Annotated in this window: 13 protein-coding genes; 8 read left to right on the top strand and 5 right to left on the bottom strand. The window is 73.0% G+C overall.

Annotated elements, in window-relative coordinates; genetic code table 11:
- Window positions 1–5 precede the first annotated feature (5 nt).
- The 3 genes from ACI79S_RS02325 to ACI79S_RS02315 all read right to left on the bottom strand — a co-directional run bounded on the left by ACI79S_RS02325 (window position 6) and on the right by ACI79S_RS02315 (window position 4378).
- Entirely contained in the window at window positions 6–2015 is a 2010-nt protein-coding gene (locus ACI79S_RS02325) for a hypothetical protein (RefSeq protein WP_456591829.1), read from the bottom strand.
- 351 nt (window positions 2016–2366) lie between these two features.
- Window positions 2367–2537, bottom strand: a complete 171-nt coding sequence (locus ACI79S_RS02320) for a hypothetical protein (RefSeq protein ID WP_456591828.1) — start codon at window positions 2535–2537, stop codon at window positions 2367–2369.
- A 155-nt stretch (window positions 2538–2692) separates the two neighbouring features.
- Complete coding sequence (locus ACI79S_RS02315; RefSeq protein ID WP_456591827.1) at window positions 2693–4378, bottom strand: CocE/NonD family hydrolase; 1686 nt, start codon at window positions 4376–4378, stop codon at window positions 2693–2695.
- 161 nt (window positions 4379–4539) lie between these two features.
- Here ACI79S_RS02315 and ACI79S_RS02310 point away from each other — a divergent pair, with 161 nt between their 5' ends.
- The 6 genes from ACI79S_RS02310 to ACI79S_RS02285 all read left to right on the top strand — a co-directional run bounded on the left by ACI79S_RS02310 (window position 4540) and on the right by ACI79S_RS02285 (window position 9291).
- Complete coding sequence (locus tag ACI79S_RS02310; RefSeq protein ID WP_456591826.1) at window positions 4540–5184, top strand: dihydrofolate reductase family protein; 645 nt, start codon at window positions 4540–4542, stop codon at window positions 5182–5184.
- Window positions 5185–5218: 34 nt separating this feature from the next.
- Window positions 5219–5854, top strand: coding sequence for a hypothetical protein (locus ACI79S_RS02305; RefSeq protein ID WP_456591825.1), 636 nt, complete (start codon window positions 5219–5221; stop codon window positions 5852–5854).
- Window positions 5855–5915: 61 nt separating this feature from the next.
- Window positions 5916–6536 (top strand): hypothetical protein, encoded by a 621-nt coding sequence (locus tag ACI79S_RS02300; RefSeq protein ID WP_456591824.1) that lies wholly within the window; start codon window positions 5916–5918, stop codon window positions 6534–6536.
- A gap of 139 nt (window positions 6537–6675) precedes the next feature.
- Window positions 6676–7335: a helix-turn-helix domain-containing protein gene (locus ACI79S_RS02295; RefSeq protein WP_456591823.1), complete on the top strand. Its 660-nt coding sequence runs from the start codon at window positions 6676–6678 to the stop codon at window positions 7333–7335.
- An 8-nt stretch (window positions 7336–7343) separates the two neighbouring features.
- A complete protein-coding gene (locus ACI79S_RS02290) occupies window positions 7344–8114 on the top strand; it encodes a hypothetical protein (RefSeq protein WP_456591822.1) in 771 nt (256 codons plus the stop codon).
- Window positions 8115–8250: 136 nt separating this feature from the next.
- The gene (locus ACI79S_RS02285; protein WP_456591821.1) at window positions 8251–9291 is read left to right on the top strand and encodes an NAD(P)-dependent alcohol dehydrogenase; all 1041 of its coding nucleotides are present in this window, start codon (window positions 8251–8253) and stop codon (window positions 9289–9291) included.
- Window positions 9292–9389: 98 nt separating this feature from the next.
- On the opposite strand, the gene ACI79S_RS02280 is transcribed toward ACI79S_RS02285, so the two are convergent.
- Complete coding sequence (locus tag ACI79S_RS02280) at window positions 9390–10367, bottom strand: 2-hydroxyacid dehydrogenase (RefSeq protein ID WP_456591820.1); 978 nt, start codon at window positions 10365–10367, stop codon at window positions 9390–9392.
- Between the two features lie 304 nt (window positions 10368–10671).
- Window positions 10672–11715 (bottom strand): DUF3048 domain-containing protein, encoded by a 1044-nt coding sequence (locus ACI79S_RS02275; RefSeq protein ID WP_456591819.1) that lies wholly within the window; start codon window positions 11713–11715, stop codon window positions 10672–10674.
- A 342-nt stretch (window positions 11716–12057) separates the two neighbouring features.
- On the opposite strand from ACI79S_RS02275, the gene ACI79S_RS02270 reads away from it, so the two are divergent.
- Window positions 12058–12255, top strand: a complete 198-nt coding sequence (locus tag ACI79S_RS02270; protein WP_456592018.1) for a ribbon-helix-helix protein, CopG family — start codon at window positions 12058–12060, stop codon at window positions 12253–12255.
- A gap of 630 nt (window positions 12256–12885) precedes the next feature.
- Window positions 12886–13524 carry a DUF6308 family protein gene (locus tag ACI79S_RS02265; protein ID WP_456591818.1) on the top strand — a complete coding sequence of 213 codons (639 nt, stop codon included), beginning with the start codon at window positions 12886–12888 and terminating at the stop codon, window positions 13522–13524.
- Window positions 13525–13565 lie beyond the last annotated feature (41 nt).

Raw genomic sequence — 13565 nt, 5'->3', positions numbered from 1 at the left:
GGCCGCTAGAACGTCGGAGGCTGAGCCGGCTGGGCCAGCGGTGCCCGCGTTCGCGTCATCAGCTCGACGAGTTCGCCGACGGTCTGGCGGGCTGCTGAGATCTGCTCCGACACCGGCAGCTGACCGTGACTTCCGGGCATCGCCGCGGTCGCGATGGTCAGATCGTCGATCACGAGAGCCGAGCGTTCCAGCCGTTCGAGCTCGGCCAGCTGCGCCAGCTCAGCGGAGAGCGCGGCCGCCTGGTCGCGGTGACGGATGAGGGCGTCGGCCCGTTCGCCGAGTCTGAGAGCGGCCCGATCGAGGGCGTCCAGCTGCTGCTGCCAGTAGTCGGCAGCCGGCCCCTCCGGCTTGGCGCCGAGCGCTTCTCGGGCGTTGTGGATGCGGATGGCGAGATCCACGACGGTGTCCACCTCACCCTGCCCGTCGAACGCCTCTCGGGTCCCCGCCAGCGCCGGCGAGGACCAGGACGGTTCCAGGACCGTCTCGTCCCAGGCCCGGCACGCCGCTGCCGCCACCCGAGCTTCGATCGAACGGGAAGCGGCGAGCACCGCCTCCGGCGAGCCTGCTCGTGGGCGCCGCCGCGTGGCGGCCGCCTTCGCGCGCCGGTCGGCGCTGGCAGCCGGGTCCGTGCCGGCGATGAAGGCGACCATCAGCACCGCGAAGACCACCCCGGCGGGCACCGCGACCGTCTGCAGTCCGAAGAACAGGGCGATGGCCAGGATCCACTGCGCCCACCGGGGCACACGCCGCCACGCCCGGCCGGCCGACATCAGCCACTCCGACGCCGCCGAGGAATGGTCACGAGCCGGTGCCCGGGCGATCAAGATGTCACCGTCGACGAGGTACCGGCCGCTCCAGAGGCCTGGGTACTGCGCGTCGTGCACAATCGCCGCCTCATCGTCATGGGCGCGCGGTCCTAGCCACGCCCGCCCCCCGCTTCGCCCGTCGAGTCCGAGGAGCGCCCGCTCCATTGCCGTGTGGCGATTGGCGCCCTCGGGTGCGAGCAGCTCGACGGGTCCTGTGACGGTGTGGATGACGATGGCCTCGGCGGTCAGACGCACCCGGGATATGTCGTCGCGCGGGATGACCAGCACCTTCGAGTTGTAGCGGTACGTCGAGGGCGCCGACGAGAGGACCAACTGCAGGTGGCGCCCCGGCCGGGCACCCCCCACCAGCAGGGCTCGGGATGTGATGACCAGCGCGCTCGAGCTGACCAGGCCCGGGACCAGTCGGTGGACCGCCACGATGGCGTCGGAACGGTGGACCGCAGCGGCTACCGCCTCGACGTCCTGCCTCTGGGGTCGCTCCGACCAAGACAGCTTCTGAGCGGACCGCCAGAGTTCGTCGACCACTGAAGGCACGACCGGCTCCTCCGAACGCTCGATTTCCCACCAGATCTGCGGAGCCCGACGTCGGCGACGACGAGTTACGCCTTGTACCCGTATCGACACGGTGCGGTCCGACTTGAGCCCAGCGACAGGACATCCCCCAGCCGCTCCTGCCCAGCAGCGGCATCCGGGAGCGCCTGCTCCGGCCGGAGCAGCTGTCACTCGTCCGGATCGGCGAAAACCGACACGCACTGCTGGTCTGCGCCGTCTGACCCGACGAACGATTCGGGCGCGCGGGCCCGGCAGCAGGTGCGGCACCAGCGAAACGAGCGACGCCGGCCGGAGGCGATGGCCTCGGGCGGCTCCGGTCACCACGTGGAAGTGGCGCAGGGCGTCGTCGCGGGTGAATCGCGGACCGTCGCTGGACAGCGGTCCGGGGCGGCGCTCGCCCCAGGAGGTCGACGGGCGCGCCATGACGAACCCCGAGCCCTGCATGTCGATCGCGACCTGCACCGGCTCGCCGCTGACGAACCAGTGGACGTCGTCCTCCCCGACGGCCGTCTCGCGCCGCCAGTCGGTGCCGAGGGCGCGGACCACGTCGAGGTATGCGACGTCGAGCAGCTCGGCCTCGTCGGCGATCGGGTTCGACTCATCGCTCCGCTCCAGGTCGCAGCCGCGGCAGACCAACGCCGCCGTCTCCCCGGCATCCGGCGGCCACCGAGCACGATCCGGCCCCGCTCGGCCTGCTGGACGAGGTGGAATCCCAGCAGTCCGGACGTGCGCGGAGCGCGCGTAGACCAGCGGGACCGAGTCCTCCTGCCCGCATCCGGGCCAGACGCGTCCCACCTGCACTCCGGTCGCTTCCGCCAGGAAGCTCCCCGTTCTCGCGGCCGTCGGGCTGACAGCCAGGCGGGCAGGTTGTCGGACCGCACCGACAGAAACCGTGCGGCCGGGCAGTGCGAGCGACCGACCGGCGGACGTTGGAGCTACGGCACGGGGACCGCTCCGTCTACCGGAGCGGTCCCCGTGCCGCGGGGCTCAGCGTCCGCCGGCGTCCCGGCCCTGCTGGGGGGTGGGCATCGGACGCGGCTGCTGGAAGCCCGCGTCAAACCGCTGCGTCACCTCGAGTTCGCCGGTGTCGGGAGCGGCGTGCCGGCCGACCCGGGGCATCTTGAACTCAGCTGTCTCGTCGAGCAGGTGCTTACTCACAGGCCGTCCTTCCGTGGATTGCCGTCAGCGTAAGGACGCCGGCAGGCCCGTGCAGGGACCTTCGGCGAAATCGCAGGTCGGCTGTTGTCAGCGGGACGGCTGTGACGGCCGCGTGTCGCAGGACCGCGCGATCGCCCCCGTGAGCGGCCCGGCAGTCAGCCGACCGGCAGGGTGATCGACGACGGCGACGCGCTGCCGGAGCAGATCCGGTGGGTCACCGGCACGCCGCGGGTGCCCTCGCCCGGCGGCTCGCCGGTGCCGAGGTTGCGGGCGTAGCGCGGGTGGGCGCCGCCGGAGACCTGCAGCCGGATGCGGTGCCCGGCGCGGAAGCGGTGCGCGGTGTCGGGCAGCGTCGTCTCCACGACCCGCTCCCCCGCCACCGGATCCTCGCCGGGCACCGGGTCGAGCCGGACGAGCCGGTCGGTGACGTTGACCGACGCGCCGTCCGGCCCGACGTCGCACAGCCGCACGAAGACGTCGGCGTACGGGTTGTCGGACTCGTGGAACAGCCGCACCCGGGCGCCGCCGAGCAGCTCCACCGGCTGCCGCAGCGGCCCGGTGGTGAAGGTGCGGACGTCGTCGCGCGCCTCCAGCTCGCGGTTGTCCCGCTGGCCGGCGCTGGCGGCGAGCACCCGCCCGCCGACCGACGGGGTCGGGTCCATCGGGTCGTAGGTGAAGGTGGTGGGCTCGTCCGGCCCGGTCGGGACGTCGTCGGCCAGCCGCCCGTCCGCGGCCAGGTACCAGGCGCGGTCGGTGGTGGCCGGTGGCCAGTCGGGCATCGTCCGCCAGGTGCCGGCGCCGGTGACGTGCACCCGGACGCGGCCCGGCCGCTGCGGGGCGGGCTCTGCGCCGGCCACGGGCAGGTGGGCGTCCAGCCAGGCCAGGCTCTCCGGCGTCGTGACGGCGGCGTCGATGGTGAGGTGCGCCCACGGGCCGAGGGTGAGCCCGACGTCGACGCCGCGGTCGCGCAGGACGGCGTACTGGTACAGCGTCTGCTCGACGAACCAGTCCTGCCAGCCGCCGATGAGCAGGGTCGGGACGGTGCTCGAGTGCACGGCCGGGGTGGCGCGGTAGCGGTCCCAGTAGGCGTCGGCGAGGTCGGGGTGGGCCAGCCACTCGTCGAACCACGGGGCGGGGGCGCCGCCGAACCGCTCGGCCAGCCCCTGCAGCGGGAGCTCGCCCAGGTGCGGGGCCAGCCGCCGCTCCGCCGTCATCAGGCGGTAGAGCCCGCGCAGGAAGCTGACCCGTTCCTGGTGGGCGACCAGCTCGGTCCAGATGGCGAGGTTGGTGAGCTGGAAGGCGCCGTCGACCATCCCGGCCTGGGCGAGGTCGTGCGGGCCGATGTGCAGCACCATCGCCTTCAGCTCGGGCGGCGGGTCGAGGGCGAGCGCCCACTGCGTGTAGCCGAGGTAGCTGGGGCCGAGGGTGGCGAGCCGGCCGTCGAACCAGGGCTGCTCGCGCAGCCAGGCGACGGTGTCCTGCCCGTCGTGCTCCTCGTTCACGACCGGGCTGAACTCGCCGCCGGAGCCGAAGGTGCCGCGCACGCTCTGCACCACCACCGCGTAGCCGCGCTCGGCGTACGGCACCGTCATCGCGAAGGCGAACCCGAGGCCCCGGCCGTAGGGCGAGCGCAGCAGCACGGTCGGGTGCGGGCCGGCCGACGCCGGCAGGTAGACGTCGGCCCGCAGCGTGGTGCCGTCGCGCATCGGGACGTCGACGCCGCGCAGCACCCGGACCTCGTGGCTGGCCGCGGGCAGCTGCCACCGGCGGCTGAGTGCCGTGGCGGCGACTCGGGCCGGGCGCGGGAGCGGCTTCGGGAGCGTGCGGTCGGTCCAGGGCACGGACGCCGACCCTAGCCGCGGCTCCCGACCCGTGCGCACACGGTGAGCCCACCCGAGGAGGTCACCGGACTGGTCGCCGCGGAGGGCACCCGCCGGCGCGCGGAGATGAGTTCGACCGCGCGCTCCGGTCTACATCGCAACGACGACCCAGGAGGAGCGACGTGGCGCAGCTGTTGAGAGTGCAGAACTTCACGGTCTCCAGCGACGGGTTCGGGGCGGGTGAGGGCCAGAGCCTGGAGCGGCCGTTCGGCCACGCCGATCCCATGGAGCTCATGGCCTGGGCCGTCGCAACGGCGAGCTTCCCGAACCGCGCCGGGCCCGGCGGCAGCCGCGGCCTCGACGACTACTTCACCCGCGACTTCGCGCACGGCATCGGCGCCGAGATCATGGGCCGCAACAAGTTCGGCCCGCAGCGCGGGCCGTGGCAGGACCACGAGTGGCAGGGGTGGTGGGGGCCCGAGCCGCCGTTCCACACGCCCGTGTTCGTGATGACCCACCACCCGCGGCCGTCCTTCACGCTGTCGGACACCACGTTCTCCTTCGTCGGCGGCGAGCCGGCCGAGGTGCTGGAGCAGGCGCGCGCAGCGGCCGGCGGCGAGGACGTCCGGCTCGGCGGCGGGGCCGGCGTCGTCCGGCAGTTCCTGGACGCCGACCTGGTCGACACGCTGCACGTGGCCGTGGCGCCGGTGGAACTCGGCGCCGGGTCGCGGCTGTGGGAGTCGCCCGACGAACTGCTCGACCGCTTCCACCTCGACGTCGTCCCGAGCCCGAGCGGCGTGACCCACCACCTCTTCTGGCGGAAGTGACGCGGTGCGGGTCCGCCCGTGGTAGCCCATGCAGGTGGACACGCGCACCCTGCTGCTGGGCGACTGGACGCCGGTGATCCGGGACGGCATCGACGTCCTGCGGCTGGTGATCCTGGGCGGCGCCGTGGCGTACGCGGTGGCCGGGGACTGGGGTGCGGCTGCGCTGCTCGCCCTGTTCGGCGGCATCACCGTCGTCGCGCGGCTGCTCTACCTGCCCCGGCTCTACGACCTCTCGCTGACCGTGGCGATGGCGCTGCAGGGGTTCGGTGAGGTGCTCGGCCTGTACGACGAGTGGGTGCGCTTCGACGACCTGGTGCACTTCACGCTGCCGATGCTGACCGCGCCGGTCGTCTACATCGCGCTGGCGCGGGTCGAGGTGGTGCCGGACCCGCGCGACGAGACGCACCTGCCGCACTACGTGGGCATCGCCGTCGTCACCGCCGCGCTGGGCATCTCGCTCGGCGCGCTGTGGGAGGTGTACGAGTGGCGCTCCGACGCGTGGCTGGGCACGGACCTGTCCGAGGGCAACGACGACACCAACGGCGACCTGGTGCGCGACACCCTGGGGTCGCTCGCCGGGGCCGCGCTGCTGGTGGTGTGGGCACGGTTCGGCTGGGGGTCGGTGCGCCGGATTCCCGGGGTGAACACCCATGAGGACGTCGACGCCTGAGGCGCTCCACGAGTCGACGAGCGCATTCCGTCCACCGTCGTGCCTGCCGATACGTGACTACGTGTTCTCCATCATCGCTGCCGGGCTGTTCGGGCTCCTCGGCACAGCCGTCGGCGGGTTCATCTCCTACCTGTTGCAGAAGACAGCGGCACGGCAGGAGCGTGAGAATCGCGCCGCTGAGCAGGAGATCCGCATAGCCGAACAGGAACGCCAATGGCGTCAGGAGCTCACCACGGAGCGGGACCGGCGAGCTACCGAGCAGCAGGAGAAGTGGCGCGAGATGCGCAGGGAGGCAGCCGTGGCGTTCGTCAAGCAGATCGACGATCTCGCCGAATCCGGTCGCGCGTACTGGGAGAGCCTCCAGGACAAGACCTCTGGCTCTGAGTTCGAGCGGGCGAGAAGCGCCTATCTGACGAGCTGGCAGACGCTCGCTTCCGACTTCGCCTCTTTCCAGCTAGCCGTCACGGAAGAGCTCAACAAGGAGGGCGTCGCCCTGTACCGCGCCGCACGGGACTACAGCGTGGCCATCGACGAAGTTGCCCGAGGGCGACGCTCCAACACGAAGGCCGACCGTGCTCAGGACGACCTGCTGGAGGCGCGGCGACAGTTCATCCGTGCGGCGCAGCGCGAGTTGGATCCCATGCGTTCAGCCGAATCCGTGGCGATGACGCCCCAGTCCTGACCCTGCGGCGAGGGACACGCGGATCCGCCCTCTGCCACGCCGCCATTCCGGCCTCCCGCGCGAAGGGCTCAGATGGCGCGCGGATCGACCCAGACTTGACCGATAACGTCGTTCCGACGACATTGTCCGTATGCCACTGATGACCACCGAGCAGGCCGCCGACCGGCTGGGCGTCTCCGTCCGGCACGTGCAGCGCCTGGTCTCCGGTGGTGAGCTGCTCGCGATCGGCACCGACCGCGTCGACGCCGACTCCGTGGCCCAGTGGATGGCGCAGCGCCAGGGCAGCCGGCTGCGTGCCTGGGAGGAGCCGACGGCGTGGGCCGCCGTGGCACTCCTGGAGGGGAGTCCGGCGGCGTGGATCGGGCAGGCGCAGCGGTCGCGGCTCAAGTCGGCTCTCGGGGGCGCGGCCGTCGACGAGCTCGCCGCGCGGACCCGCAACCGGGCGAGGGTGCACCGCTACCGGGCGCACCCCCGGGCACTGGACCGCCTGGCCCGTGAGGTCGTTCCCTCCGGCGCCGCAGGGGGCATCGGCGGGTTGAGTGCGGCCCCGGACCGCTGCGACGGGTACGTCGAGGAGTCCGCCGGAGAGCGCCTCATCCAGCGCTTCCGACTGGTCGCCGACCCGTCGGGCAGCGTCACGCTGCGCGCGACCCGCATGCCGATCGACGTCGTCCAGGCGTTGGCGAACGGGCGGCGACAGGTGCTGGCCGCGCTGGACCTGGCCGGTTCGACCGACCCGCGGGAGCGCTCGACCGGCCACCGCATCCTCGACCGTGCGCTCGGGCAGCTGCGTGGCTGAGGTGTTGCGTGACTGAAGTGCTGCGGCCACCGGCGCCGGCCGGTGGGTGGGCCCCGCCGTGGCCCGATGTGGCGGAACTGGCGGCAGTGGTGCCGGCCGACGCGTGGACGCTCATCGGCGGGCTGATGGTGCAGCTGCACGGCGCCGTCGCAGGCCTGCCGGTCGTCCGGCCGACCAACGACGTCGATGTCCTGCTGCACGTGGAGACCGGACACGGCCGCCCCGCACAGGTTGCCCGCTCCCTCGAGGAGCTCGGATACCGGTTGGCCCCGAGCATCGATCCCCGCGTGGGCACCGCACACCGCTTCGTCCGGGACGGCGCCGTCGTCGATCTGGTCACGTCGGGGAACCGGCGCTCCGTCGTCGACATGGTCGCCGCCGACCACGTCCCGCCCCGGTCACTGGAACGGTTCCGCGGTTACGACCTGGTGCGGGTGGCGGGAGGCACGCAGGCACTACGGCGCACCGTGCTCGCCGAGCTGCAGATCGCCGGCATGGCGGACACGACGATCAGCGTGCCCGACGCCTTCGGCGCACTGATCCTCAAGGCCGCGGCGCATCTCACGGACACACGCGACCGCGAACGGCACCTTGCCGACGCGGCCGTCCTGCTCGCGTGCGTCGACCCCTTCCAGGAGCGCGCCTCCTCGGGTAGTGACCGGAAGCGGTTGCTCCACCTGCAGCGGCACCTGGCGGATCCGACGGCGGCACCATGGCTGCTCCTCCCCGAGGAGGCTCGCCGCAACGCGCAGGTGGCGCTCGATCTCCTGTGCTCCTGAGCCCGACGACATCGTGGCGCCGCCGGTGCCCGGCAGGGACCTCCGCCCCTGACCGGACGGGCCCTCACGGCCTGCCGCATGCCCTGTGGAGGTCCTAGCGTCCGGGTGGACGTCGTCCCGGCAACGGAGGAGCAGCATGCGCGCGGTGCAGTACCGGACCATCGGCGGCGAGCCCGAGGTGGTCGACGTCCCCACTCCGGAGCCCGGCCCGGGCCAGGTACGGCTGCGGGTCACCGCCGCGGGGCTGTGCCACTCCGACGCCTTCGTCATGAGCTTGCCGGCCGAGCAGTACATCTACGGGCTGCCGCTCACACTGGGACACGAGGGCGCAGGCGTCGTCGACGCGCTGGGCGAGGGCGCCACCGGCGTCGAGGTGGGCGAGCCGGTGGCGGTGTACGGGCCGTGGGGCTGCGGGCTGTGCCACGCCTGCGCGCTCGGCGCGGAGAACTACTGCCCGCGGGCGGCCGAGCTGAGCATCGCACCGCCGGGGCTGGGCTCCCCCGGCGCGCTGGCCGAGTACATGATCGTCGACGACGTCCGGCACCTGGTGCCGCTCGGCGATCTCGACCCGGTGGCCACGGTGTCGCTGACCGACGCCGGCTTGACGCCGTACCACGCGATCGTCTCGTCGCTGGGCGCGCTGCCCGCCGGGAGCACCGCCGTGGTGATCGGCGCCGGCGGGCTCGGCCACGTGGGCATCCAGATCCTGCGGGCGGTCACCGGCGCCACCGTGATCGCGCTGGACATCAGCGAGCAGAAGCTGGAGTTGGCCCGCGAGGTGGGCGCGCACCACGTGCTGCGGTCCGACGAGTCGGCGGTCGCGGAGATCCGGGCGCTGACCCGCGGGGTGGGTGCGCAGGTGGTGTTCGACATGGTCGGGGCCCCGTCGACGCTGGAGATCGCCCGGCAGTCGGTGGCGCTGGACGGCGTCATCCAGATCGTCGGGATCGGGGGCGGGCTGCTGCCGACCGGCTTCTTCTCGACGCCGATGGGTGCGTCGGTGCGGGCGCCGTACTGGGGCCGGCGGTCGGAGCTGATGGAGGTGCTCGACCTGGCGCGGGCGGGTGCGGTCCACGTCGAGGTGGAGCGGTTCACGCTCGACCAGGCGCCGGAGGCCTACCGGAGGCTGCACGAGGGCACGATCCGCGGCCGCGCCGTCGTCGTCCCCGGGGACTGACCGCCGGCCGAGGGCGACGACGCCCACTGCGGCCGCCTGCGCCCCGGGGGCGCTCTCGCACGAGCACAGGAACGTCCATGCCCGCCGCCGGCCGGCCCCTACGGCGACGTCGTCCCGGGCCGCACTTCACCTACCGCCCCGGCGACGGGCGTGCGCGGCTCCTCCCCGGCCAGCACAGCGCGGACGTTGTCGACGGCGAGCCTGCCCATGGCGTCGCGGGTCGCCAGCCCGGCGCTGGCGATGTGCGGCAGGAGCACCACGTTGTCCAGCGAGCGCAGCTCCGGGTGCACCTGCGGCTCGTTCTCGTAGACGTCGAGACCGGCCGCGGCGATGACGCCGTTCTTCAGTGCGTGGACGAGTGCAGTCTCGTCCACGACGGGCCCGCGGGCGGTGTTGACGAGGATGGCGGTCGGCTTCATGATCGCCAGCTTCTCCGCATCGATGAGGCGGCGGGTGGCCGACGTGAGCGGGCAGTGCAGCGACACGACGTCGCTCTCGGAGAGCACGCGCCGCAGGTCGGCGGGCTCGACGCCGTACGCCGCCGCCTCATCGCTCGACGCGCGGCTGCCCGTTGCCAGGATCCGCATGCCGAAGGCCGCGGCGCGTCGGGCCACGGCCATGCCGATCCGGCCGAGGCCGACGATGCCCAGGGTGGCTCCACCACTGACATCGAGCCCGACGAAGGACTGCGGACCCCAGATCCAGTCGGCGCCCGTGCGCATGAACCGGTCGGCCTCGACGATCCGCCGCGACGTGGCGAGGAGGAGCGCGAACGCGCAGTCCGCGCTCGCCTCGTCGAGGACCCCCGGGGTGTTGGTGACCACCACGCCGCGGGCGTGGGCCGCGGCGACCTCGACGTTGTCATAGCCGACCGCGACGTTCGCGACGATCCGCAGGCCGGGTCCCGCGGCGTCGAGGACCTCGCCGTCCACCCGGTCGGTGAGCAGGGTGATGAGCGCGGAGGCGCCCCGCACCGCGGACAGCAACTGCTCGCGCGAGGGAGGCCGGTCGGGATCGTCGTGCACCACCAGCGGCACACCGAGATCGCCGGCCGCGACCATGGCGGCAGGCGTCAAGCGGCGGCTGAGATAGACGTGCCCCATCACCGGCCGCCGCGGAAGGGCTGGACCCGGCGGGTGCCCGTGGGGACCTCCGCGTCGAGTGCGTCGGTCACGTCGTCGGCAGCTGTGGGAGGCACGGGGTCGGTCTACTACATCGCGGCGGCCGACGGGCGCCTACGGAGTCGTCCGCGCGGGGACCTGGAGGGTCTCCGTGGCGCCGGAGGCCTACCGGAGGCTGCACGAGAAGTCACACCGCGACCGCGCCGTCGTCCTCCCCGGGAAGTAACCGCTCTCCTCCCCCGGATCGCCGGCTGCCCGCTCAGCCCGTGGCAACCGCTCCGGAGTTGGGTACCAGCTCGACCCAGGTGGTCCCGGGCGCCAGGGTCACGGGGTCGCCGTCCGCGTCGGCCAGCTCCATCCGGTCACCGACTGCCGGCTTGGACCAGGTCGCTACGACCGTGTGCCCGCCCGAGGCAACGAGGGCCTGCCCGCTGCCGGTCAGGATCGTCTCCGGCACGGGGTTGCCGGCGGGATCGCGGGCTTCGGTTTGGACGACGTCGACGCGCAGGACGACGACGTTGACGGCACCGATCCGCGCGCCGCCCGCCTCGACCGCCGGGGTGCTCCCCTCAGCCCGGAGCCAGCGGCCGTCCGCGGCGCTCCAGGTCCAGCGTGGGTTGCTGACCCCCGACAGCGTGAGGTCCACCGTGGTCGTCGACTGCCCCGCGGCGACGGCGGTGGACTGCTCCCCCGTTTCCGCGTGCTCGAACTGTGCTCCGGGCGAGGTGCGGTGGTCGGCGTCGGCCTGGTCGAGGAGGGTCTGCGGCACCGCGTCGACGTTGTGCGGGGCCGAGCGGGCCGTCGTCCGGAAGAAGCCGTCGGCGCCGGAGTCCTGCCGGAGCACCTGCAGCCCGGCGTCCTCGGCGGCGGTGATGTAGGGCGGCACGCCGCCGGAGAACGCGAGCAGGCCGCCGAGCGGGGCGGCGATCGCGGCGTCCATCGGCCGGATCGACCGAACGGGGCCGATCTCGGGCGGAAGGGTGGAGTGGTAGACGGCGACGAACCGGGTGATGCCGCCCTCGACGACCTGCTCCCACACCATGTCGGCGGCGTTCAGCCCGGTCTGCGGGCGGGCGGCGGCGGAGTTCTCCATCTTCACGGCGAGCGCCGGGCGGTCGGGGACCGCGTCGGCCGGCACCCCGGTCAGGGGCCAGGTGGGCCCGGACGGCGACGTGCCGGCGAGCACCGAGTCGAGGAACGGCAGGGCCGCCACGTGCGGCCTGAGGGCCGGCCACACGACGACGCCGGCGACCACCAGCACCGCGAGCAGGACCAGCCGGCCGGCGCGCGGACGCTTCTTCACCGCCTTCCGCTTGGCCGGCCCCGGTCGCTTACCGGTGCCCTTCGTGGGCCGGGAGCGGGTCGCCGACCCGCGGCCGGTCGTCGACCGGGTGCGGGGCCGTGGCGCGGTGGTCCTTGGCACGGGGGCTTCCTGACTCGGGGACGTCCTGCCTCATGTCTATCGGCACGGTCGGCCGGACCCACGACCGAGCCGCTCCCCGGCCCGAACCGAACCGGCTGGTCGGGGATGGCCGGCTCGACCGCGCAGCCGCCAGGGGCGTAGCCGCTCGCCAGCGCTCGTCAGCCCGACGCCGCTCAGATCGACACGCTGGTATCGCCCGGCGGTATCTTCCGCCGCGTGGCCATGACTCTCCGCCTCGACGACCAGGAGGCCGACGCCCTTCGCCGGCGGGCAGAGTTGGAGGGGCGTTCGGTGCAGGAGGTCGCGCGCCAGGCGGTGCGTGACTACATCGAGCGCACCAGCAAGCGAGACTCGCTGGACCGGGTGCTCGATGACGAGCTGCCCCGCTACGCCGAAGCCCTCGACCGCCTCGGCCAGTGATCCATCTCGATCTCGACGACCTGCCGCACGTGGTTGCGCGGACGCTCGGCGAGGTCCAGGTCCGCGATGCGGGATCTCGTCGAACGACGATGCCTACGACCCGGTGATCGCGGTGTCTGCGGGGAGCTCGACGAGACGCAGCCGATCGCCGAGAGGCTGGCCGCAGGCACCGAACCCTGGGCCTGACGCACGGCCGTTCCTCGATCAACGCACGGACCCATCGATCAACCGCGACAACCACGTGCACACAAGAGCGAGTCGCCCGGCGTCCGGTCACGGTCGCCTCCGCTCCCCGCGTCATCGCACAGTTCGGGTGGTCGGCTCGGTGGTCACGACAGCGACCTCCGGCTGGCTGGACGGTGATCGTCCGCATGGCGTTCGCTGGTGAACTGGCCAGCGCGCGGCTCGCGGTGATGTCGCTGCTCGCCGCTACCGTGCCCCGTGGGGCGTCGCAGACGACCCGCGAACGGGGGGAAGGCACATGGAGACGTCGTTCCGGCTGCCGAGCGTGGCCGCCGAGCCGATCGAGTGGCCCGAGGCGCTGGCCGCCGCCGTCCTGGGGTACGCGCGAGCGCAGCGCAACCTGCAGATCGCCTGGACGCCCAGCCACCGGAGGGGATCACCGTCAGCGTGCGGGCCTACGCCTACCGGGTCTACGACTGCGTGCCGCCGACGGACGACGACGAGCTCGCGTGGCTGGACGTCCTCGTGGTGGACGGCATCAACGGGAAGATGGACCAGAACGCGATCACGGCGTTGAAGCACGCGGCCGACCGGGCATGGCCGCACGTCCGGACGGCGATCAAACGTGCGGAAGGCCGGTCGCTCTGTGACCTCGACGAGGTCGAGGCCGGGCGCACTCCCCCGCCGGGGACCACGGGAGCGGCGCTGGCCGACGCCTGGCGCGAGTGCGCGGCGACCACGGGGATCAAGACCGCTCTCACGCACAAGTTGCTGCACCACAAGCGGCCGGAGCTGTTCCCGCTCATCGACAACGTGACCGCCCCGCGCCTGCGGAAGCACACCGACGACGACGTCAGCCTGTGGGGCGTCGTACACCGGGAGCTCACTGCGAACAGGGAGCAGTTCGACGCCCTCGAGAGAGCTTTCGCCCGGCTGGTGGACGGCGCGGAGGACGTCGCCCTGACCCGGCTGCGACTGCACGACATCCTGCTGTGGCTCCAGGCGAGCAGGAAGTGGGGGCACGCCGTCACCGCCGGCAAGGACACTGCCGAGTGGGCCCGGTGGCAGGACGGCAGCGCGGCCTGAGTGTTGCACTGGCCGTGCCCGGCGTACATCCGGAGCGGGGC

The organism is Blastococcus sp. SYSU DS1024 (assembly GCF_054050795.1).
The sequence above is the reverse complement of the archived record's forward strand: the minus strand, read 5'-3'. Positions and strand labels throughout refer to the sequence as shown.